Origin of the sequence: Dyella nitratireducens (assembly GCF_014642835.1) — a bacterium.
In the GTDB taxonomy this organism is placed as follows: domain Bacteria; phylum Pseudomonadota; class Gammaproteobacteria; order Xanthomonadales; family Rhodanobacteraceae; genus Dyella_B; species Dyella_B nitratireducens.
Genome location: NZ_BMJA01000001.1, coordinates 1255409 through 1276496, shown reverse-complemented (window position 1 = coordinate 1276496; position 21088 = coordinate 1255409). Strand labels below are relative to the sequence as shown.

At 57.3% G+C, this 21088-nt stretch carries 20 protein-coding genes; 11 read left to right on the top strand and 9 right to left on the bottom strand.

From position 1 onward, the window contains the following. Nucleotides 1-56: 56 nt before the first annotated feature. Nucleotides 57-653, top strand: a complete 597-nt coding sequence (locus IEX75_RS06005; protein ID WP_229720651.1) for a DUF4126 domain-containing protein — start codon at nucleotides 57-59, stop codon at nucleotides 651-653. Nucleotides 654-726: 73 nt separating this feature from the next. Here the strand turns inward: IEX75_RS06005 and IEX75_RS06000 are convergent, their stop codons facing one another. From IEX75_RS06000 to IEX75_RS05980, 5 genes are all read right to left on the bottom strand, one after another. Beyond that, the gene (locus IEX75_RS06000) at nucleotides 727-2460 is read right to left on the bottom strand and encodes a M1 family metallopeptidase (protein WP_188793322.1); all 1734 of its coding nucleotides are present in this window, start codon (nucleotides 2458-2460) and stop codon (nucleotides 727-729) included. A gap of 197 nt (nucleotides 2461-2657) precedes the next feature. Next, nucleotides 2658-4034, bottom strand: coding sequence for a leucyl aminopeptidase family protein (locus IEX75_RS05995; RefSeq protein ID WP_188793320.1), 1377 nt, complete (start codon nucleotides 4032-4034; stop codon nucleotides 2658-2660). A gap of 174 nt (nucleotides 4035-4208) precedes the next feature. Continuing rightward, complete coding sequence (locus tag IEX75_RS05990; RefSeq protein ID WP_188793318.1) at nucleotides 4209-4907, bottom strand: HAD family hydrolase; 699 nt, start codon at nucleotides 4905-4907, stop codon at nucleotides 4209-4211. A gap of 4 nt (nucleotides 4908-4911) precedes the next feature. After that, on the bottom strand, nucleotides 4912-6297 hold the full coding sequence (locus IEX75_RS05985) for a LysM peptidoglycan-binding domain-containing protein (RefSeq protein WP_188793316.1): 1386 nt from the start codon (nucleotides 6295-6297) through the stop codon (nucleotides 4912-4914). Nucleotides 6298-6724: 427 nt separating this feature from the next. Further along, nucleotides 6725-8098, bottom strand: coding sequence for a DegQ family serine endoprotease (locus IEX75_RS05980; protein WP_188793314.1), 1374 nt, complete (start codon nucleotides 8096-8098; stop codon nucleotides 6725-6727). Nucleotides 8099-8570: 472 nt separating this feature from the next. Between IEX75_RS05980 and IEX75_RS05975 the strand changes: the two genes are divergently transcribed. The 5 genes from IEX75_RS05975 (at nucleotide 8571) to IEX75_RS05955 (ending at nucleotide 13681) form a co-directional block, all read left to right on the top strand. After that, a complete protein-coding gene (locus tag IEX75_RS05975) occupies nucleotides 8571-10718 on the top strand; it encodes an adenosylcobalamin-dependent ribonucleoside-diphosphate reductase (protein ID WP_188793312.1) in 2148 nt (715 codons plus the stop codon). A gap of 95 nt (nucleotides 10719-10813) precedes the next feature. Further along, nucleotides 10814-11269, top strand: a complete 456-nt coding sequence (locus IEX75_RS05970) for a hypothetical protein (RefSeq protein ID WP_188793310.1) — start codon at nucleotides 10814-10816, stop codon at nucleotides 11267-11269. Nucleotides 11270-11461: 192 nt separating this feature from the next. Then, entirely contained in the window at nucleotides 11462-12205 is a 744-nt protein-coding gene (locus tag IEX75_RS05965; protein ID WP_188793308.1) for a TSCPD domain-containing protein, read from the top strand. Nucleotides 12206-12308: 103 nt separating this feature from the next. Then, the gene (locus IEX75_RS05960; protein ID WP_229720650.1) at nucleotides 12309-13205 is read left to right on the top strand and encodes a DUF4747 family protein; all 897 of its coding nucleotides are present in this window, start codon (nucleotides 12309-12311) and stop codon (nucleotides 13203-13205) included. Further along, complete coding sequence (locus IEX75_RS05955) at nucleotides 13202-13681, top strand: hypothetical protein (RefSeq protein ID WP_188793307.1); 480 nt, start codon at nucleotides 13202-13204, stop codon at nucleotides 13679-13681. The genes IEX75_RS05960 and IEX75_RS05955 overlap by 4 nt, the downstream gene beginning before the upstream one ends. Before the next feature lie 429 nt (nucleotides 13682-14110). Here the strand turns inward: IEX75_RS05955 and IEX75_RS05950 are convergent, their stop codons facing one another. From IEX75_RS05950 to IEX75_RS05935, 4 genes are all read right to left on the bottom strand, one after another. Beyond that, nucleotides 14111-14755, bottom strand: a complete 645-nt coding sequence (locus IEX75_RS05950) for an endonuclease NucS domain-containing protein (RefSeq protein ID WP_229720649.1) — start codon at nucleotides 14753-14755, stop codon at nucleotides 14111-14113. 151 nt (nucleotides 14756-14906) lie between these two features. Next, nucleotides 14907-15176 (bottom strand): hypothetical protein, encoded by a 270-nt coding sequence (locus IEX75_RS05945; RefSeq protein ID WP_188793306.1) that lies wholly within the window; start codon nucleotides 15174-15176, stop codon nucleotides 14907-14909. Nucleotides 15177-15195: 19 nt separating this feature from the next. Continuing rightward, complete coding sequence (locus IEX75_RS05940; protein ID WP_188793305.1) at nucleotides 15196-15756, bottom strand: Tse2 family ADP-ribosyltransferase toxin; 561 nt, start codon at nucleotides 15754-15756, stop codon at nucleotides 15196-15198. Between the two features lie 583 nt (nucleotides 15757-16339). Continuing rightward, nucleotides 16340-16756, bottom strand: coding sequence for a PDZ domain-containing protein (locus tag IEX75_RS05935; protein WP_188793304.1), 417 nt, complete (start codon nucleotides 16754-16756; stop codon nucleotides 16340-16342). A 439-nt stretch (nucleotides 16757-17195) separates the two neighbouring features. Here IEX75_RS05935 and IEX75_RS05930 point away from each other — a divergent pair, with 439 nt between their 5' ends. The 5 genes from IEX75_RS05930 to IEX75_RS05910 all read left to right on the top strand — a co-directional run bounded on the left by IEX75_RS05930 (nucleotide 17196) and on the right by IEX75_RS05910 (nucleotide 20737). Beyond that, the gene (locus IEX75_RS05930; RefSeq protein ID WP_188793303.1) at nucleotides 17196-17684 is read left to right on the top strand and encodes a hypothetical protein; all 489 of its coding nucleotides are present in this window, start codon (nucleotides 17196-17198) and stop codon (nucleotides 17682-17684) included. Between the two features lie 67 nt (nucleotides 17685-17751). Continuing rightward, nucleotides 17752-18441 carry a hypothetical protein gene (locus IEX75_RS05925; protein WP_188793302.1) on the top strand — a complete coding sequence of 230 codons (690 nt, stop codon included), beginning with the start codon at nucleotides 17752-17754 and terminating at the stop codon, nucleotides 18439-18441. A gap of 43 nt (nucleotides 18442-18484) precedes the next feature. Beyond that, nucleotides 18485-19174: a hypothetical protein gene (locus IEX75_RS05920; RefSeq protein WP_188793301.1), complete on the top strand. Its 690-nt coding sequence runs from the start codon at nucleotides 18485-18487 to the stop codon at nucleotides 19172-19174. A gap of 47 nt (nucleotides 19175-19221) precedes the next feature. Further along, entirely contained in the window at nucleotides 19222-19719 is a 498-nt protein-coding gene (locus IEX75_RS05915; protein WP_188793300.1) for a hypothetical protein, read from the top strand. Nucleotides 19720-20278: 559 nt separating this feature from the next. Then, entirely contained in the window at nucleotides 20279-20737 is a 459-nt protein-coding gene (locus IEX75_RS05910) for a hypothetical protein (RefSeq protein WP_188793298.1), read from the top strand. Nucleotides 20738-21088 lie beyond the last annotated feature (351 nt).

The following is a 21088-nucleotide window of genomic DNA, read 5'->3' as shown; positions in this document are numbered from 1 at the left end:
TAACGGGTTGGAGCGAGGATGCCGCAGGTCTCGCCGCAATCAGGACTTTGCCGCTTATGAACCTGCTCTCCAACCTCGCCCTCGCCGGCGGCCTCGCCTGGGCCAGCGGCATCCGTCTCTACGCCACCTTGTTCATCGCCGGCATGCTCGGGCGCTTGGGCTACGTCACCTTGCCGCCAGGCTTGGAAGTGCTCAGCCACAACTGGGTGCTCGTCACGGCCGGTGTGCTGACGGTCGGCGAATTCCTGGCCGACAAAATCCCCGTGTTCGATAGCGTGTGGGATTCCATCCAGACCTTCATCCGCATCCCGGTCGGCACCTTGCTCGCCTGGGGTGTGTTCAAGAACTCAGGTGCGGATGAGCAGATCGCAGCGGCGTTGCTCGGTGGTGCAGTCGTCACCGGCACGCATCTGGCGAAATCCGGTACGCGAGCGTTGATCAACACGTCGCCCGAGCCTTTCAGCAATTGGGGCGCGAGTGCTGGCGAGGATATTTCGTTGCTGGGGATTCTTTATCTGGCCTGGCAGCATCCGTTGGTGCTGCTGATCTTGCTGGCGCTGTTCATTGCGCTGATCTGTTGGCTGCTGCCGAAGATCGTGCGCGGCTTGCGCATGATGGTCACGCGATTACGCAAATTCCGAGCGGTCACGTAGGTTGGGGTGCAAACCCCAACATCGTGATCTCGATCTACATGGCAATGTTGGGGTTTGCACCCCAACCTACGCATTAGCCAGATTTCGCTTTGCTCTGCGCCGCCTTCTGTGCCTTCTCCCACTGCTGATACTCCGTCACCTGCGGCAAATCCCGCAGCAGTTTCGAATGCGGATCGATGATCACCAGCGCATCCGCCGGTACTTCCAGCGAGCCTTCGCCGTGTGTCATCGGCAGCGTGCGCAAGGTCTCGCCGACTTGCACCTCCACCGGCATCGGGAAGGGCAAGTCATGCGGCACCCGCCAACGCAAGGTCAGCGTATTGCCCGCGCGTTGTTGATCCAATGCTGGCAGCTCGGCCTGATACAGATACACATCGAAGAACCAACTTAGATCACGCCCCGTCACCTTGTTCACGATAGCGATGAAATCATGCGAGCTAGCGTAATGCGGCGCGAAATTGCCCGGCTTCGGATCAGGGCGCCCATACACCAGCACGCGCAAGCTCGCGAAGAAATCCCGATCGCCGATCAATCCGCGCAATGAGTGCAGCATCAGCGCACCCTTGTCGTAGATGTCCAGACCGGGGCCATGGTCGTCGTCGTAGACCTGCTCCTCGGTCTGGCTTTTGCCTGAAACAATCGGGAAGTGATCACGCAGGGCCAGGCGCATCTTCTGCAACCACGCGTAATAACCCATGTCGCCGTTGATCGACTGGCTATACAACGGCTGCATGTAGGTTGCGAAAGCCTCGTGCAGCCACATGTCGTCCCAGTCGGCATTGGTCATCTGGTTGCCGAACCATTCGTGTGCAAACTCGTGCTGCAACAGCCAATCGAAGCCGCCGCCGTCCTTTTTATAGTCGTTGCCGTAGGCGTTGATGGTCTGGTGTTCCATGCCGAGATAGGGCGTTTCCACCACGCCCATCTTCTCGTCGCCGAACGGGTAAGGACCGATCATGGCTTCATTGAAAGCGAGCATGCGCGAGAATTCGGCAAACAATTTGCGGGCCTGCTCCTCTTCGCCTGGCAGATACCAGTACTGCAGCGGAATCACATTGCCGTAGCGGCTGTGGTACTCGCCGGTGAGTTCCTTGAATGGGCCGACGTTGATGGAAATGGCATAAGTGGTCGGATGTTTCGCGCGCCAGTGATAGGTCTGCTTGTCACCCTCGTCGCTGATGCCGACCAGCACACCGTTGCCTGGTGCCACCAGCGGCTTGGGCACGGTCACATACAGATCCACCAGATCCGGCTTGCCCTGCGGATGGTCGATGCAGGGCCAGAACAGATCGCAGCCTTCGCCCTCCACGGCGCTACCCACCCACGGTTGACCGTCTTTCGTGTGACTCCACACAAAACCGCCATCCCACGGCGCCTTCTTCGCCACGTGCGGTTGGCCACCGTAATGCACGGTGGCGGAGACATGCTCGCCGGCACTCAGTGCATTCGGCAGCTGGATGCGCAGGCGTCCTTCCGGGTTGCTCCAGGCGCTGGGTGCCAGCGGCTTGCCATCCACCTCGATCGCGCTGATCGGCAAGTTGCGATCCAGGTCCAGCACCAGCACGTCGGTGGGTTCGCGCGCGGTGAAGCTCAACGCGGTGGTGGCATCGATGCGTTGCTGCGCCGGATCAACCGCGATATGCAATTCGGCATGATCGAAGTGCACGCGTTTTTGTTCGGGCGGCATCACGCCACCGGAATTTTCCGTCAGCGTGGTGAGCGGCGGTTGGTGGTTCTGGGCACTGGCGTAGCCGATGAGGCCAAGGGTGAGGCTGAGTGCGAGCAGGGCGGGACGCAATGGGCGCATGGGTCATGAGTGCCGAGTGGATATCCCGGCATCATGCGGCGTTATGCGGCTGGGCGACTAAGCCAGAAGTCATGCATGGGAGCATGGCTGCACGAGGATTCGTAGGTTGGGTTAGCGCAGCGTAACCCAACAATGCCGCATGAATACGTTGGGTTACGCTGCGCTAACCCAACCTACGAGGGCCACCTCGGCGCTACTCAACCGTAGCGCTTGCTCAACAACGCAAACATCGCGCGCAGCCCCATTGCCTCGCCACCACGCGGACGACCCGGGCGATCGCCGTCATTCCACGCATACGTATCCAGATGCAGCCAGGGCATGCCTTCGGGAATGAAGCGCTCCATGAACAGCGCTGCGGTAATCGCACCGGCATGGCGCGACGGACCCGCATTGGCAAAGTCAGCAAGATAGGATTCCAGCAACTTGCGATACGGCCGCCACAACGGCAGCCGCCAAAGCGGATCGGCAACGGTGTTGCCGCAAGCGAGTGCGGCTTCGGCAAGCTGATCGTCATTGGCGAACAGCGCCGGCAAATCGGGGCCGAGCGCCACGCGCGCCGCGCCGGTAAGGGTGGCGAAGTCGATGATCAGCTCCGGCTTCTGCTCGGATGCATAGGCCAGTGCGTCGCACAGGATCAGGCGGCCTTCGGCATCGGTGTTGTCGACCTCCACGCTGTGACCGCCACGCGTGACGATCACTTCGCCTGGACGCATCGCATTCCCCGCCACCGCGTTCTCCACCGCAGGCACCAGCAAGGTCAGCCGCACCGGCAGCTTCGCTTCCATCACCAAACCGGCCAGTGCGATCGCATGCGCTGCACCGCCCATGTCCTTCTTCATCCAGCGCATGCCGTCGGAAGGCTTCAGATCCAGGCCACCGGTGTCGAAGCACACACCTTTGCCGACTAGCACCACTTTCGGATCGTTGGCCTTGCCCCAGGACAACTCGACCAGGCGCGGCGGACGATGGCTCGCGCGGCCCACCGCGTGGATGGTGGGGAAGTTGTCTTCCAGCAGTTCCTCACCCACCCACTCGCGTACCTTGGCTTTGTAGGTCTTGCCCAACTGCTTGATCTGATCGGCGAGCTGCTTCGGACCCATGTCCTCGGTGGGTGTGTTGACCAGGTCCCGCACAAAGTACGTAGCTTCGATCAGCGGCGTCAGCGTGGCCAAGGTCGCGGTGTTGACCACCAGCGGCGAACCCGGACGCTTGGCGTTGCGGTAGCGGGTGAATTGATAACAGCCCAACGCCCAGCCAAGTGCGGAGAGTTGCGGATCCAGCGGCACGCTTTCCGGAGCCAACGTATATTCCGCCGTGGGCAGCATCAGCGGCAGCGCCGCCAGCGCGCTCAGTGATTCTTGCCGATCCACACCCGCCACCACGCGCGCCAGCTTGCCGTTCGCCTCCGGCACCAGACACACGCTGCCGGGCTTTCCATCGAAGCCGTTTTCATCCAGCCAACTGCGCTGCGCGGCATTCAAGCGCTTGCGCAAGCTGGAAAGGTGCGTGGCGTCAGTGGCTTCGATCGGCGTAGGTGCGCGGCGACCGGAGGATTGGGCGATCAGGGCGGACATGCAGTTCCTTGCGCGCGTTGAGTGTGCGCGAGTCGTGGAGTTAGCCGCAGATGATGCGCGCTTTTGCGCGGGGGTTCAAAGCGCTCGCGTGTTTTCAGCACATCGTAGGTTGGGGTGCAAACCCCAACATCGACATGTACGGGTACGCGAGGATGTTGGGGTTTGCACCCCAACCTACGGCTTAGACGCGGCTTCCAACCACGCCACCAACCCAGCCAAATCCCGCAAATCCAAATCCGGCGCGACACCCAGCGTCCCCGGCCACGGATGCCCCGCACGATTGATCCATGCCGTACGCATCCCTGCCTCACGCGCACCCACCACATCCAGCTCCGGATCATCCCCTACGTGCAGGATGTTCTCCGGCGCTACGCCCAACTTCTCGGCCGCGGCAAGAAAGATGCGCGCATCCGGCTTCGCCACACCCACATCGCGCGCCGAAATGCGGTGCGCGAAATGCAGGTGCAGGCCGATGCGTTCCAGATCGGCATTGCCGTTGGTCAGGCTTGCCATCGGTAACGCCATGCGCATGCGTTCCAGCGCGGGCAGGGCATCGGGGTAGAGTGTCACCGCATTGCGTGCGGCGGCGAAGACTTCAAACATTGCATCCAGCGGTGCATCGCTCACGCCGCAGGCATCGAAAGCGCGCTGCATGGTGATGTAGCGCTGCGCGGTGAAGTCATGCGCCAGGTCGATGCGCTCGGCCGCCACAAGTGCGCGCAGTTCGCGCAATGCGGGGATAGGCCAAGTCTTCGCTACCTGCGGGTAATGCAGGCGCAGGTAGTCGTCCAAGTCACGATCCGCCTGTTGCAAGGCCGGCATGACCGGCCACAGGGTGTCGTCCAGATCGATCGTGATGGCAAGAATCTGCAAGCGATTAGCGACTCTCGATGCGCAGCACCTGACCGGTGCGCACCGTATTGTCCTTCAAATGGTTCCAGTTGCGGATCTGCGCCACGTCCACGCCGTGCTTGCGTGCGATGGAGTACAGCGTCTCGCCGGCGGCAACGCGATAGCTGCGCGCCGGCTTGTTATCGACAGCAGCCAGCTTCTTCTTGCTTTCGGCCTTGTTCGCCATGCTTGAGGGCTTGCTGGTGTTTTTCGCCGTGACCTTGGCCATCGCCACTTTGCCATGGCTCACGTACGCATCACTGGTGACCTTGGCGAAGCTGCCGCGATCGGCGGCGGCCATTTGCGTAAACGCGTCGCCGCGCACGCCTTTCAGGCTGCTTGGTGGTGGGGTCAACACCGAGCCGCTGACCTTGGCCAGCGTCGGCGTAGCCGGAGCAGCAGCCGGGCGTGCAGCCGCAACAGCGGCTGGTGCAGCGGTGCGCGTGGGGGCAGCGGCGATCTGGGTCGGCTCGGCGCTGGCGCGCGCACCGACTTCGGCAAGGATGCGGCTGCGGCGCGAGGCATCCATCGCAATCAACGTGGAACCCGCGTCATATGGCACGAGCGCGCGCGCGCGCAGTGCCGAGGCACCTTTGTCGCTCAGCGCGAAATCCACGAACTCCTTGGCTGCCGCAGCGTTCGGGCTCGACGAATTGGTCACCAGATACAGCGGCGAAAACAGCGGATACGCGCCGCTGGCCACGGACGAAACGCTCGGCGCCGTGCCATCGATGTGCAGCATCTTGATCTTCGCGTTGCCAGCTACGCTCGACAGCGTGGTCACGCCGAAGGCGCGCGGGTCCAGTGCGACCGACTGCTCCAACTGCGTGGTATTCACGTACAGACGCGGTGCCGCCACTGGCTGGCTGCCACGACCGAACAGCAGCTTGCGCAAGCTGAATTCCACGCCGTCGCCGGGGCTGGCCACGGCGAATACGTCGATCGGCGCATCGTTGCCGCCAATTTCTTTCCAGTTGGTGATCTTGCCGTAGTAGATGTCGTGCACCTGCTGCAGTGTGAGGTTGCTGACCGGGTTCGCCGGGCTGGTGATCAGCACCAGGCCATCCCATGCCACTGGCGTAAAGGTAAGTCCGCTATCGGTGGCGCTGCCCGAGCTGGGGCGCGCACTGCCGGCGATATCGGCGGAGCCGCCAGCAACGGCATCCAAGCCAGAAGCCGTGTTGAACGGTTGAATCTGCACCGAGCCATGCCCGGACGACTGCCAGGCTTTCACGACGCCCTTGACCACCCCGTTGGCGGTAACCACGTCGCCGCGCCAGGTGAGCGATTGCGTGGCCGCAGCGAGCACAGCAGTGGAAAGACCGGCGCCGATCAGGGCAGCGGTGAGCAGACGGGTGATGCGTACTGGCATAGAAAGGCGCGACCTGCGAATGGGAGAAATAAAGGCGAGTGTGCCGTCGACAGCGGGTACACGCAGTGACGGATTGCGGTATTTCAACGGCCCGGAGGCAAAACATCAAGCAATTGCGCCGATGAACCGCAAGTACGTTCATGGAGTTGCGTGGAAAACTTGATGCTAGAGGGAGCTGCGTAGCGCGATTTTCGTTTCGGTTCTGGTCAGCATTGGGCTGGTGATGCGCACGATGTTGTTGCTTTTCTTCGTGCGGTATCTCGTCGTAATCGCGTGGAAAGCCAGGCTTGCCGACGTCTACCCCCTCCCCTACGTGTAGTAGGGCTGGGGTGGGGTGACGCAATCTCGCGGTGAATTCAAACATTGTTGCAAGCCCATGCAACCCCACCCCAACCCTCCCCTGCCAACGCAGGGGAGGGAGCAGTCATTACTGCACCACCACGTAATTCAACCCCTCATCCGTCGCCACCAGCAGCACCAGCTGACGCGGACGCGCCGCCGCAAGCCCCTGCAAATCCCGCAAGCTGGTAATGCGTCGATTGCCGACGCCAACAATCACATCACCCGACGAAAGCCCTGCCTGCGCAGCACGGCTGTTGGGATTCACCGCCGCTGCCACCACGCCTGTCATCCCCTGACTCGCCTGCTCGTCACTGAGGTCGCTGAACGTCACACCGGTCAGCCGCGGATCAAGCTTGGCGCCATCCAGCGTGGCGATCTTCTGCGGCGTGAGCTGCGCCGTCACCTTGCGTGTAGCACCGCTACGCAGCGTGCTCAGATTCACCGTGCTGTTCGCCGGCAACAGGCCGATCGCATTGGTCAGGTCACCGGAATCATGCAGCGCCTGGCCGTTCACCGCGGTGATGACATCACCTTCCTGCAGGCCGGCACGCTCGGCCGCCGAGCCCGGCAGCACACGCGTCACCACCGCACCCTCGTTGCTCTTCAGGTTCAGCACGCGCGCGATGTTCGGCGTGATGTCCTGCGTCTGCGCGCCGAGGCTGCCGCGGCTGACCTTGCCGTGCTCGATCAGCTGCTGCATCACCTCGGTGGCGACATTGCTCGGAATCGCAAAACCGATACCGACATTGCCGCCCGACGGCGAGAGAATCATCGTATTGATGCCCACCAGCTCGCCGCGCAGGTTCACCAGTGGCCCGCCCGAATTGCCGGGATTGATCGAAGCATCGGTCTGGATGAAGTTCTGGAAACTCGAACCGCCCAAGCCAGAGCGCCCCAGCGCAGACACGATGCCCGATGTCACCGTCTGACCTAGACCGAACGGTTCGCCCACCGCCACCACGAAATCGCCCACGCGCAGCGAGGAAGAATCGGAAATCGGCAACGCCTGCAACTTGTCGGCATTGATCTTCACCACCGCCACATCCGTGGCCGGATCGGTGCCCACCAACGTGCCCTTGAAGTTGCGCCCATCCTGCAACGTCACCGTGATGTCGTCAGCGCCACCCACCACGTGGTTGTTGGTGAGGATGTAACCCTTCGCCGCATCCACGATCACGCCCGACCCCAGGCTCTGCTCGACCTGTTCGCGCGGCGTGCCTTGCAAGCCGAAGAACTGGCGGAACACCGGATCGTCGAAGAACGGATTGCGCACTCGCACCCGCGTCTTGCTGGAAATGTTCACCACGGCCGGTGTCACCTTTTCCAGCATCGGTGCGAGCGACGGCAGCGGTTGGCCGTTGACCGCCGACGGCAAGATCGCGTGCGCGTGCAGCGGAAATACCGCAAGCGATGCGGCGGCGAAGAGGGCAGTCAAACTGCGGAGAAAACGCGGGTGCATGAAGTCTCCTGAAGCGAATGAAAACTGCTGCTTCGACTCGCTGCCGCGCGGACGGTTCCCAAGCACGCAGCGTGCCGCCGATGCGAATGTGATTGCCCGATTCGCAGCGAGGCATTCTAAATCCGTCTTGTCAGGCGGTTGCGCAGCCGCCAATCGGCATGTCGGAGGAACATGTTCAGCCTAATCCTCGTAACGATGCAGTCAGCCCTTTACTTCCGGCGATGGCGGGGGTAACGTTCGCCCAGTCGCAACCACAACATCTTGTGTACGGAGATCCATCTGCTACCCAAGTGGTGGGGCGGCGAATAACGTCAGGAGGGGCTGTCGCTGTTCGCGAAAAAGCCGAGCTCGACCCTCATGCGCAGGGCATGAATCGGGCACGATCGGGTCTTTCCCGGTCACTGATGACACCTACACCTATAAGACAAGAAACCAACGGGGCCGTGAGGCCATGCAGGAGGTCAGGAAGCCCATGAGCACCTTGCGTGCAACAAACACAAGTCGCGATGCCGCCGCCATTCCGCTGCAGCCTGCATCGCAGGACATCTGGGACAAGAAGTACCGCCTGCGCACCAAGAACGGTGACCCGGTCGATGCCACCATCGACGACAGCTGGAAGCGTGTCGCACGTGCGTTGTCCGAGGTAGAAGCCACGCCCGAATTGCGCGAGCACTGGTACGAGCGTTTCCTGTGGGCGCTGCGCCGCGGTGCCATTCCCGCTGGCCGCATCACCTCCAATGCCGGCGCGCTGGAACACAAGCCCGCCACGTCCACCATCAACTGCACCGTGTCCGGCACCATCCGCGATTCGATGGACGACATCCTGCAGAAAGTGCACGAAGCCGGCCTCACGCTGAAAGCCGGTTGCGGCATCGGCTATGAATTTTCCACGCTGCGTCCGCGCGGCGCATACGTGTCGGGCGCGGGCGCTTACACCAGCGGCCCGCTGTCCTTCATGGATATCTACGACAAGATGTGCTTCACCGTGTCCTCCGCCGGCGGCCGCCGCGGTGCACAGATGGGCACGTTCGACGTCAGCCATCCCGACGTCAAGGAATTCATCCGCGCCAAGCGCGAGAACGGCCGCCTGCGCCAGTTCAACCTGTCGCTGTTGATCACCGACGGCTTCATGCAGGCCGTCGAGCACGACCAGGATTGGCCGATGGTCTTCCCCGTGCACGTCAAAGAGCAGGGCGACGTCGACCTCGGCGACGCCAGCAAGATCGTGTGGCGCGAATGGCCCACCACCGAAAACTACGTCGTGCGCGACGACGGCCTGGTCGCCTGCAAGATCTACGGGCACATCCGTGCACGTCATCTGTGGGACATGATCATGGTCTCCACGTACGACTACGCCGAGCCCGGGTTCATCCTCATCGATAAGGTGAACGAGATGAACAACAACTGGTGGTGCGAGCACATTCGCGCTACCAACCCCTGTGGCGAGCAACCATTGCCTCCCTACGGCTCCTGCCTGCTCGGCTCCGTCAACCTCACCACCTTCGTGCGCGATCCCTTCGGCCCCAAGGCCCGCTTCGACTGGGATGAATATCGCGAAGTCGTGAAGATCTTCACTCGCATGCTCGACAACGTGGTGGAGGTCAACGGCCTGCCGCTGGAACAGCAGCGCAACGAGATCCTCTCCAAGCGTCGTCACGGCATGGGCTTCCTCGGCCTCGGCAGCACGCTCACCATGCTCAAGATGCGCTACGGCGCCGCGGATGCGGTGGCGTTCACCGAAGACGTCTCGCGCGAAATGGCCGTGGCCGGTTGGGAAGTTGCGCTGGAGCTGGCCAAGGAAAAAGGCCCAGCACCCGTGCTTGCCAAAAACTACACCGTCACCGGCGACATGCTGCGCAAGCGTCCGGAAATGGTCACCGACGGCTACAAAGTGGGCGACCTCATTCCCGGCCGCGTGCTGCACGCCAAGTACAGCCGCTACATGCAACGCGTTGCCAGCGTAGCGCCCAATCTTGTTAAGGAATTGGCCGAAACGGGCGCGCGTTTTACGCACCACAGCTCCATCGCGCCCACCGGCACTATCTCCCTCTCGCTGGCCAACAACGCCAGTAACGGCATCGAGCCCAGCTTTGCCCACCACTACTCGCGCAACGTCATTCGCGAAGGCCGCAAGACCAAAGAGAAGGTCGAGGTGTACAGCTTCGAGCTGCTCGCCTACCGCGCGCTCATCAATGCAGATGCCATGCCGTTCAGCGACGACCCCAAGGCCAAGCTGCCCGAGTACTTCGTTGCCGCCGACGACATCAGCCCCAAAGAGCACGTGGACATTCAGGCTGCCTCGCAGCTTTGGGTGGATTCCTCCATCTCCAAGACGGCCAACGTACCAACCGATTACCCCTACGAAGACTTCAAAGACATCTACTTCTACGCCTATAAACAGGGCCTCAAGGGATGCACCACGTTCCGCTTCAACCCCGCTGCATTCCAGGGCGTGCTGGTGAAAGAAGCCGATCTGGAAAACACCCTCTACCGCTTCGAATTGGAGGACGGTAGTGTTGTGGAACTGAAAGGCAACGAAGAAGTGGAGTACGACGGAGAGACACACACCGCCGCCAATTTGTTCGATGCTTTGAAGGAAGGCTATTACGGAAAGTTTTAGTAGTGGCACGCAACGCGAAATCGCGCTACGTTTCCGCACACCGTGATCAAGCCTGATGAAGGTTCCATAACAACGTACCGGAGGGGAATACCCGCATGTCTATCGATACCGAGTTCGAAGTACACAATGACGATCTGCTCACGCCGGCCGCCCCGGTAGCCGAAGAGCCCGCTCCGGCTGCAGCAGCGCCGAAGAAGGCTCGTCGCAAGAAAGCAGCTAAAAAAGCCACTGCCAAGAAAGCCGCTCCCGCCAAGAAAGCAGCGAAGAAAGCTGCCAAGAAGGGTGCAGCGAAGAAAGCCGCCAAGAAGGGCGCAGCCAAGAAGGCTGTAAAGAAAGCCAGCAAGAAGGCAGCCAAGAAGGGCGCTGCCAAGAAAGCTGCAAAGAAGGTCAGCAGCAAAAAGACGGCCCGCAAGGCCGCAGGTAAGAAGACGGCCAAAAAGGCCGCTAGCAAGAAAACCGCCAAAAAGGCGGTAAAGAGGTCCACTGCCAGCAAGAAGGCCGGTCGTAAGGCGACCAAGAAAACCGCCAAGAAGGCCGCCCGCAAGAAGTAAGTACTGAGCAATCCGGCCCGACGTGAGTCGGGCCGGATTTCTTTTTCAGCATCACACTTCCCAGATTTTCTCCCTCTCCCCTCCGGGGAGAGGGTTGGGGTGAGGGGCCAACCTCGCCACAGCGCTTGAAAGAGCCGCCAGCGAATCCACCTCATTCCATACAGAGCCACACACAACAACAGGAAACACCACATGACGATCAAGATCGAGAAGAAGATCAAAGGCTACGAGGTCGTCAAACCCGAAGACAAAGCCGCACTCGCCGCGCAACCCGCCGTAGAGCAGCCCAAAGAGGCGCCGATGGCGGAAGTCATCCAGATGCACGAAAGCCTGGAGCGCCCCGAGGCCCTGATCGGCTCCACCTTCAAGATCAAGTCCCCGTTGTTCGAGCACGCCCTCTACGTCACCATCAACGACATCGTGCTCAACGCCGGCACGCAATATGAACAGCGCCGCCCCTTCGAGATCTTCATCAACTCGAAGAATATGGACCACTTCCAGTGGATCGTCGCGCTCACCCGCATCCTCTCCGCCGTCTTCCGCAAAGGCGGCGACGTTACCTTCATCGTGGAAGAGCTCAAGGCCGTGTTCGACCCCCGCGGCGGCTACTTCAAGGCCGGCGGCGTCTACATGCCCAGCATCGTCGCCGAGATCGGCGCGGTGATCGAGCAGCATATGAAGAACATCGGCCTCATCCACGATCCCGAGATGACTGACGCCCAGCGTGCGCTCATTGCCGAAAAGCGCGCCGCCTACGAGCAAGCTACTCAAAAAAAAACTGAGCTGACTGTCGCCAGCCCCACTGACGCTGACACCAACGACTCAGCCGGCTTCCCGCCGGGGGCTACGTTGTGTGCGAAGTGCAATACGAAGGCGTTGGTGTTGATGGATGGGTGTCAGACTTGTTTGAATTGTGGTTACTCGAAGTGTGGCTAGTTCAATTGGATTGTGCACCATCTAAGAAAACGGGGTAGCGAAAGCGCCCCGTTTTTCTTTGAAAATCAAGATTTTCAAATTCACTCACAACTGCGAACGGACTATGAGCAGAGAAGGAATTTACTACGCTGGTCGTGTACTGAAATTGGGTTCACTAAATCAACAGATGTTAATGGGCGCGATACGTAGCCCTGCTTCTATTAAATATCGAGAAAACGCTTGGACGTTTACTGATGTCGTAGAAAGCAGTCCGCCTGGAGCATACATATATGGACGTTTAAGCAAGTATGCGCCGGAGGGGGAGGTTGGGATTGTCGATGAGGCGTCGAAGTCAGAGAAAAAGATGCCGGAGCCCAATCTTTTGGTGGCGTCAAGTCCGTTCATTTATATCCCTGAGCATTCTGGCGTAGCGTTTTTAGGTGTATCTGGTTCCATAGAGCCATGGATATTTTCTCGTCGTTTTTCACAAATTATTGAGAAAACTTACGACAATTTCTTTGTTGATTGTGAAATAACGTTTGTTACTGACCTGAAGACTTTTTCAAATAAAATTTCCGCTTTGGATGGGATTTTTAAAATTGAAGCGAGAATTTCGCCACCAAATCCACTGTTCGGTCCACTTTGGAAGCGGCTTGAAGAATACTTACGTGGTAGAAATGTCGATAAGATGACCATAGTTGAAGATGCACCTTTAAAACACGTGCTTAAAACGGAACTTCCAGAGCTTGTGAAAGAGGCATCAGAGCAAACTTCAGAAAGACCGTTTGAGCCTGGACACCCAGTTTCCATTGGAGATGCAGCCATATTAATGGCAGCAGACGGTTATGGCGTAGGAAGGATAAGAGGCAAGAGTGGGGATGAGACGGTAGTTATAAAAACATCAGAGACGACGGTGAATTTTACATTTTCAAAGACTCCCGAGCCTTATGAGCTATATGTTAGGGTCCTCGAAATTTTTAATAAGATTAAAGATGATCGTCACATGGAGCATGGCGAATGAAGCGCCTTTTATGGCTTCTTTTGGCTATGTTCGTGTCGCCAGAATTCCTTGTTGCAGTGATTTTGTACAGCCTGTATTTTTTTCTGCCGTCGGTATTAAATGTATTGGGGCATCATTTGAAGGGTGATAAGGAAGTTTGGAAATATCTTCCTATCTTGCCAGGTGCATTGGCGGCATATACGTTTAATATGTCCGCTAAGATACGCGCTCCATCTAAGGAGGAACTAAATCAGGTTCTCTACGGATGGCCTCTTTATCAATTAGTAGTTGACAGGGTGTATGTGGGTATTTTTTACTCTGTTGTATGTTTTATTTTGAGTCTTCTTTTATGGATGCTGGGTGAGAGTTTAGGTGATTCGATCATTGCCTTGTTTTTTTTAGAGGCAACGGTTGTGTCGGGAGTCTCGGCGCTAACGATGCATGAGGCTGCTCAGAAGTTAATAGAGATTCTGGTCAAGCATTCGACATTAAAATAGATAGTGGTTGGCGCAAGCTGAGTCAAGAACGGTGCCCGGTTGAGTCAATACGTAGCACCTGGGGGGCACACAAGAACGAGCAATAAGGGTTCAGAGTGAACTTTCTTTGACAGTGCGTACAAGCTTCTCCCCACTCGCACGAACAAGCATGCCGAGTATCGAGCTTATGCCCGAACGCCACTCGTCGATTTATCAATATGCTCGGACAATTGGTCCTGGTTGCCGAGACATCCGCCTACGATATTTACCGCCAGATCTACGACGCACCCGAGCAAGGCGACTGAAACGGGCTACAACGAAGCGAGAGGCAAGAGGTGACACATCTGGTGCAGTAGATTTCGATTGACTCCCAGGAAGCATCTGGTCAACTGTCGACTGCCACGGTGTCGAAGGCAAACTGCACTCGGTACCGTATAAGCTCCAGGTTTTTTACCGCTTCTGCTGCATATCGAACAGGCTCGGGGAAGTCAAGTCGCCCGCAATGAGCATCGCGCGCGGCGGCTTCCCGTCCTTACGGGCGTACCAGCCAATATATCGGGCGATCTGACCAACTGCCGCGTCCTTGGCGTCTCCCAACTTCAGTTCAATAATGACCCGCCGTTGTTTGATGTCTTCAGCGATGATGTCAACCCTGCCTACGTCAATGACCACTTGGCGATCAACAAAGCGCAATCCTTTCTCGATGGAATCGAGGTTTCGAATCAGATGTGCCTCCACGTCCTTTTCGAAGCTGATCGATGCCTCAATGAGTTGCTCGATCTGCTCGTTACTGGATGGATCTTCCGAGACTGTTTCATCGTCCTCCGATGGTACCCATACATTAGGGCCATATTTCTCTGATTCGTAAATGTGAAACTTGCCCTCAACGTCTTTGAAAAGAAACTTCTCAGTGGACCTGTGATGCTTGTAGGCACCTGGCTGATTTACTGCACAAGCGTATAAGTTCGTTGTGAGGGTGCCAGCGGACCATCGACCCGGGTATGTATCTTCGATATGCCGTCGGATTTCCTGAGTAGTCGCGCCGTCCGGTCGCTGCTCAATGAACTGCCGGATGCCGCTTAACATGGTGGTCATCGAGGATCTCCTGGTTGTAAGCGGCCAATTTGTCGAGTTGCTGGTCGATAGGAATACATCAAGTGCGTCCATCAGCAATACCCGGTGCAGCCATGAATCGAAGTTTGATGCTCCGCGGGGGGCTGAAAATACTTCGTGTTGAAGATCACCGTTAAATAGTATTGGGCCGCATTGAATTCCAGGCCTTTTCCGCACACGTCACTACGGTGTCGAAGTCAGGATATCCTTTGTCTTTAGCTGATGCTGCAACATATAAGCCTGCTAACTCTCCCAGGGCTTTGTCGATATCCATCACTTCTTCCGACAAATGCTCCTCATCAATCGTCTCGATGTCGCTAGCTTGAATCAAGTCAATGAGTCGGCAGCGCTCCATGACCGTTGAACGGATCGCAATCATGACTGCCTGAGCTGAAATCTCCATTGTTTTTTCTCCCAAATGATTACTTGTCGAGCTTTGCCTTTGATCCGAGTGTCTTCAGGTACTGCAAAAAAAGCGGGAGCGGCATGTCGTCCTTTGGGGCAACCGTGTAATGAATGGGCTTTACTGATTCAAGGAGTGCACTGTCTCGCGTAACGGCCAGGGGCTCCGGGATGTCCGTGCCCTTTTCAATTTTATACCATTCGAAATTTCGCAAGGCCCGGTTTGTCTTGTCGAAGACTGAAAGGCCTCGATGTTTTCCCACCATGGTGCGGCAACCTTTCACGGTGTATTTGTCAGCGTTCTTGAGTATTTCCTCAGTCGCTGCCTTATCCTTGCCTTCTGTCATCAGAGCGGAAAAGTCGCCACCGGAGTATTGAGGCGAAACGCCAACACTGTCGTTCACAAGAACATCCGGATGCCGCGGTTCAAGCTTGGTGTACCAGCCAATCAGTGTCGGCTGCATCAGTTCCGCATGGTCGCCGATTTTTTGCCCTCGAAAGAGGTCAACCGGCGTTTTTTCATCAAAGAAGCGATCAAGTGATCCTACGTTCTTGTACACGTTCTTCAGTTCATCGGTCACGTCCGTATCTCCATCCTTGAATAGCCGAGTTATCTATTACCAACAACTCAGGTATGTTTTTTTTAAATTTGTCGTCTGTCAATAGCCATCTTTGACCTTCGTCGCATAAAGAGCGATCCGTTCTAGTCTCGAACCCATCGAGAAGATCCCCGGGTTCAATTCCGGATGAGCGAGGTTGGCGTACCCTTCCTGAAATAGCCTTGTCCGTGCATCGTCCGGACAGCGCAGACAACCGTCCGCGGACATTGCGGCTTATCTCCAATCTCCATCGCAAACGGCGCCGTTATGCGGTTTTTGGAGCCCCGATGCAGTTGGCATCGGCCTTGCAGAACCTACTTCGAAAGCCTCACTCACTCGTCGAACGGAGAACCACCATGAAATTCGAAACTCTGATGCTCAACAGCTTCTTCGCAGTCTGCGTAGTGATTTGCGTATCGACCTTGGCCGCGATGCTGGCATAAGTACTTGCTGAAGTTTTCAAAACGGTTTCAGCAAAGCGTAGGGAGCCGGATAAGGGGCACAGTGACATTCTTGGTTTTGTTGCCAGCTCTTAACGAAATAAAGCTGGCAACGCAGCGTTCGCTCAATATCGAATGTACGTGTGTGACGGTTTGTTTGTGTTCCACCCCCAAGGGGGATTTATCGCCACCATGGAAACTTCATAGATTTCGCCATCGGAATGCATGAGCTTGAGCGTGAGTGTTTCGCCGGCTCGCTTTCTATAAAGGGACGCCATTTCGGTGCCCTTCGCCCCCTCGACCGGCTTGCCTTCGACTTCGATGATTTGATCACCTTCCCTGATACCCGCTTTCTCGGCGGGCAGCCCCCGCCAGATTCTGACAATCCTCTCGCTTCGCTCTATAGAAAAGCTTTCCCAATCGGTGTTTATGGCAAAGCCGAAACAACCCCGGCTCCAACCCCAATCCCAGGCGCCAGCGATCGGGCAGGCCAGTACGAGAAAGAGAATGGCAAAGGTGCGGACTAAGAAAACGCGTTTCATTCCTTCTATCCTTTTGCGAAGCGTGGATTGATCCATCTACGTCCGTTGAGCCGCCAAATCCTCCGAATAATTATAAGGTGTACCTGATTGAAAAGCGGAGGTGGGGCACAGTTGTTGCGCGATGCGAAAACCCGGATCAGGGTTTGAGGAATTCCTGCGTTTTTTGCCGTCTTTCCCGTGAGAAAATCGAAGTTCACCACGATGCTGTTTCAGAGCGGCTCGTCATTCCGGCGAAGGCCGGAATCCATCGCCAGTACGAAGCATGGATTCCGGCCTTCGCCGGAATGACGATTCGCTCTGAAATGGAGTCGAAGTAACCCCGGATTTCACTGGAATGGCGGGCGAAAAGACGTTGGGACGCCTCAGGATCGGAGCGCACTTTCAGTGATAGATTAAGGCAACGCCATTGGATGCGGTAAGGGGATATATGCGCTTAGTCATGACGCTGTCGGTTCTATTGTTCGTTGCACTCGCAGGTACGTCGGTCAACGCGAAGCTCGCTGAAACGGAGCATGACCGTGTTGTTGCATACACCGCATTTCTCGAATCCAATCCGTTTGATGCACAAGCTCCGGCAATGCGGGCGTGGCTGTTGGACTGGGAGGACAAGAGCAAGGACGTGGTCGATGTCGTCTGTCCCGACCTGTTCAAGCCATTGCCGAGCAAAGATATTCCCTACAGTTCGGAACTGGTTGCACAGTTCATTTTTGGCAGCGCGGCCAATCAAATCGCAAATCCTGAGCAAAAGGGGAAGCTCGTTCCCAATCAGTTGGCCGGATTCCGCAGCATGCTTAAATCGTACGCCTCGATACTGCGGAGCAAGCCTGACGCGCACATTCCTCGCCTTGATGAGCTAAGCAAGCAAGAGGCGAATGGAACGCTTGAGCAGTACTTGACGCCTCTGATCGGCACTTATTGCAAGAATTAGAAAGTAAAAGGGATGAGAGGGTTGCCCTTGAAGATTTGGTCTCGACCGATATGCGTGGAGGAATAAGATGGAGACGGTCGCTCGTTTTGCGCTAATCGCCGCCTTGATGTGGATAGGCAGTTCTGCCATCGCTGCCGAAAATCAGTCGAAAAATCTCAGTTGTGCAAACGGAGACTTTGCAAGTGACCAGGCCACGCTCGGATTGGCCAAGGTCATCGGCCAGGGGCATTTGAATTTTATGTTGGATGCGGATGGCTGTCCTTCAAAGCCAGCATCCTGCGCTGGCTGGGGTTACGTACTGCCGGGCGACGTACTGATCACCAGTAACACTCACGGCACCCATGTATGTGCGTTTTACCCAAACAGCAAAGGTGGCACGGCCGGATGGGTGGAGCAAGCGCGATTGTCGCCGCTTCCCGTCGACAAGAACCCGCCTCTTAGGGCTTGGGCTGGGCTTTGGAAGGATGGGGACGACACCATCCGCCTCAGCTTGCAGACTGATCATCTTGTCGCAGAGGGGCATGCCTTTTGGCCCTCGGCGAATCCGTCCGCTGACGTAGCGCCTGGCGGCCCCAACGTTGGCGACTTCAACGGCCAGAGCAAACCGAACGGCAACGTGGTGGCATTTTCAGAAGGGGACGCTGATTACAGTTGCCATGTAACGCTTCGATTGATCGGAGATGTGCTAGTAGTAAGCGATAACACCAACTGCGGCGGTATGAATGTTCGCTTTGACGGCGTCTATCGACGTCGTTAAATAGGTGGAAACTGGGGTTGATGCGTAGCCCCGAGGGAGAGTTATGGAAAACGATCTTGCGCAGCGCTTCGCTGAGATGTCCGACGACGAGCTGCAGAAATATGCCGCTTCGGCACAGCTCGATGAGCATGCGCTCTCGCTTTTGGTGGCGGAATTGAACCGAAGAGGTTTGCTTCCCCAAGGGACCGGCCACGCGCCCAACACCGGGAACGAAATCGGTGCATCTCGCCCGAACTACCTTCAGCTAGTACGCGGCCTTTCGCCTCTCAACGCGCAAATTCTGCTTGGCCGCCTGCGGGTTGAAGGCGTAGACGCGCATTTGTCCGGCGCGAATATCGTTCAAGTCGATCCACTATGGTTCTACGCCTTGGGTGGCGTTCGCGTCTTTGTGCATCGGGGACATCTGGCGACTGCATTCGATGTGCTTAACGCCACCTGGAAGGGAGATTATGCGGTGGTAGATGCGGAAGAAGCGTCTGCGCCAGTCGTGGATCGACTCAACGACAAGCGCCTGCTCGGATGGAAGATCGTGTTATGGGTCGCCTTGGTGATAGGCGGGACATCGCTTGCAGCGCTGTGGTGGCCGTTGTACCAGCAATTCGCCTATCCCACGGCACCTGCGCTTCCCGCTGGCGCCTTTGGAAGAGGGATGGCGAGCGTTCTTCTGATGGCTTATGTCGCCTTCTGGCTGTTCTTTGTGAATGGCGTCGTCAGGCGCCAGCGAAGACCGTAAGGCCAACAGGAAGCGGTATTAGGGTAACCATTAAACAGGGGATTCTCATGAAGAAGATGGTGTCTGCGTTTGCTCTTGCTGCTTTCTCCACAAGCTGCATGGCCGGAAACGTGTTGAATGTTCAAACGCCTGCAGTTTTGCCTCAGGAAACGAACATCCCCGACGTGATCAAGGCGCAATGCAAGGTGCCCGAGTTGGTCGGGGATCAGGTCTTCGAATCGGTCAGCAAGGTCTATGAGCGAACGAAACAGGTGGACGGTAGCGCAAACCTCACTAACGGATTGCTGTTGAAAACCACCATCACCTCGGTATGGGGCGCTTCTCATGGTGGCGGATGGACCGGCCCCAAGCACATATCGGTCACACTTGATCTGATCAAGGATGGCAAGGTGCTGCAAACAACCACGTCCAAGCGTACGTCGAACGGCGGTGTATGGGGTGCATTTAAAAGCACTTGCGGCATAATGGATCGCCTCGCTAAGGAGGTGGGGGAGGATGCCGCCGATTGGATAAAAGATAATCTGTCCGAAGTCCGCGACAATTAATGGTTCAAAAGAAACTTCAAGCTGTCGAGGCTTCATGTGTGGCGACACGTAGAAACAGTGCGCCGTCTTCAACGCCGCAACTAAGTGGCGTGGACTAGGATCAATTCTCCGAACTTAATGGGGTCAAGTTCAGAGCGAGTCGTCATTCCGGCGAAGCCCCACTGCTGTCCGGGAAACTTTTAGCTTGCCGGATCGCCCCCTCCCCTACGTGTAGTAGGGGAGGGTTGGGGTGGGGTGAAGCAACCTCGCGAGAGGTTCCGTTGATGTTTCACGCTCATTCCCGCGTAGCGGGAAGCGAGCTTCGCTCGCCTTACCCCACCCCAACCCTCCCCTGCACGCAGGGGAGGGGGCCGTTTCTGGTTCACTCGTGGGTATCGTGTTGAGCAAGCTTTTTTTAAGTCGCTTGCTGCGCGAATCATGCGAACGTGTTGTCTCTCAAGTGCTCGTTACTTTTTTCGCAAAATTTCCCCGGACGGCAGTGGGCGAAGGCCGGAATGACGTCTGGAAGAGCAATGCTTTTCGATAAATCCCAAGTTCGGAATAGGAAAGGGGGAGGCTTATGAGCTGGGGCGATGGCCTGCTGGACTATTACGCAAGAACACGCCGCATCATGTTTTGGTTGTGGGTAGTGTTTAGCGTGCTTTTGTTTCCCATCCTGATGGGGCACGTGTTGCCGTTCAGTCATGGCAGCGTGACATCGACGGGCGTGGTTGTGGCGCGTAGCGGTTGTGGCAGCAAAGGGGCCTTCAGTTACACGTATCGCTACGAAGTGGGTGACCAGGTTTATACGGGCGAGACGCAGTGGGGTGGCTTCGACGGCAACGGTACATGCCAGGAGTTGGTGCCGGGCGCCGTTGTTCCGATTACTTATCGCACGGATATGCCATCGCGCAGCATGAGCGGCACCGTGCATACGTATGTAAAAATGCTGGTTCACGCCGTGCTGGGCGTTGGCATCCTGCTTTTTTTGGTTGTACCTTTCTTTTCGTACCTCAGGGAACAACGTTCCAGCCGTTGAGCCGATCATGGGCTGGGACGTGTGTGCAAGACCGTAGGCGATCGGCATGTCGGCATGGTCGACCTCATGTTTCACCGAAAAGCATGATGGTCGATCGATGCCTTAACGACACAAAAGGAGATGTGCCATGTCAACCAACAATTTCAGCTTTCGAGCGCAGTAGTAAACGCCGTAAAGGCTATCCCTCCGAGCAGCGCGTCAAGAAAGGCGATCGCGTCGTTCACGGCAACAAGGCGTTGTTTCGAGAAACTCGGCCGTAACGATCCATGCCCTGGCGGTTCTGCGAGGTTGTTTCAAGAACTGTTGCATGCGAACCGGCAACTTCGACGGTGCAGGGCGGCATTACTACGT

What these genes read in the sequence shown, in the direction of transcription:
- IEX75_RS05980 (WP_188793314.1), bottom strand. Translation starts at nt 8,098, where the DNA reads ATGCACCCGCGTTTTCTCCGCAGTTTGACTGCCCTCTTCGCCGCCGCA.
- IEX75_RS05930 (WP_188793303.1), top strand. Translation starts at nt 17,196, where the DNA reads ATGACGCTGTCGGTTCTATTGTTCGTTGCACTCGCAGGTACGTCGGTC.
- IEX75_RS05910 (WP_188793298.1), top strand. Translation starts at nt 20,279, where the DNA reads ATGAGCTGGGGCGATGGCCTGCTGGACTATTACGCAAGAACACGCCGC.
- IEX75_RS06000 (WP_188793322.1), bottom strand. Translation starts at nt 2,460, where the DNA reads ATGCGCCCATTGCGTCCCGCCCTGCTCGCACTCAGCCTCACCCTTGGC.
- IEX75_RS05920 (WP_188793301.1), top strand. Translation starts at nt 18,485, where the DNA reads ATGGAAAACGATCTTGCGCAGCGCTTCGCTGAGATGTCCGACGACGAG.
- IEX75_RS05950 (WP_229720649.1), bottom strand. Translation starts at nt 14,755, where the DNA reads ATGACCACCATGTTAAGCGGCATCCGGCAGTTCATTGAGCAGCGACCG.
- IEX75_RS05925 (WP_188793302.1), top strand. Translation starts at nt 17,752, where the DNA reads ATGGAGACGGTCGCTCGTTTTGCGCTAATCGCCGCCTTGATGTGGATA.
- IEX75_RS05935 (WP_188793304.1), bottom strand. Translation starts at nt 16,756, where the DNA reads ATGAAACGCGTTTTCTTAGTCCGCACCTTTGCCATTCTCTTTCTCGTA.
- IEX75_RS05945 (WP_188793306.1), bottom strand. Translation starts at nt 15,176, where the DNA reads ATGGAGATTTCAGCTCAGGCAGTCATGATTGCGATCCGTTCAACGGTC.
- IEX75_RS05975 (WP_188793312.1), top strand. Translation starts at nt 8,571, where the DNA reads ATGAGCACCTTGCGTGCAACAAACACAAGTCGCGATGCCGCCGCCATT.
- IEX75_RS05965 (WP_188793308.1), top strand. Translation starts at nt 11,462, where the DNA reads ATGACGATCAAGATCGAGAAGAAGATCAAAGGCTACGAGGTCGTCAAA.
- IEX75_RS05970 (WP_188793310.1), top strand. Translation starts at nt 10,814, where the DNA reads ATGTCTATCGATACCGAGTTCGAAGTACACAATGACGATCTGCTCACG.
- IEX75_RS06005 (WP_229720651.1), top strand. Translation starts at nt 57, where the DNA reads ATGAACCTGCTCTCCAACCTCGCCCTCGCCGGCGGCCTCGCCTGGGCC.
- IEX75_RS05915 (WP_188793300.1), top strand. Translation starts at nt 19,222, where the DNA reads ATGAAGAAGATGGTGTCTGCGTTTGCTCTTGCTGCTTTCTCCACAAGC.
- IEX75_RS05985 (WP_188793316.1), bottom strand. Translation starts at nt 6,297, where the DNA reads ATGCCAGTACGCATCACCCGTCTGCTCACCGCTGCCCTGATCGGCGCC.
- IEX75_RS05995 (WP_188793320.1), bottom strand. Translation starts at nt 4,034, where the DNA reads ATGTCCGCCCTGATCGCCCAATCCTCCGGTCGCCGCGCACCTACGCCG.
- IEX75_RS05955 (WP_188793307.1), top strand. Translation starts at nt 13,202, where the DNA reads ATGAAGCGCCTTTTATGGCTTCTTTTGGCTATGTTCGTGTCGCCAGAA.
- IEX75_RS05960 (WP_229720650.1), top strand. Translation starts at nt 12,309, where the DNA reads ATGAGCAGAGAAGGAATTTACTACGCTGGTCGTGTACTGAAATTGGGT.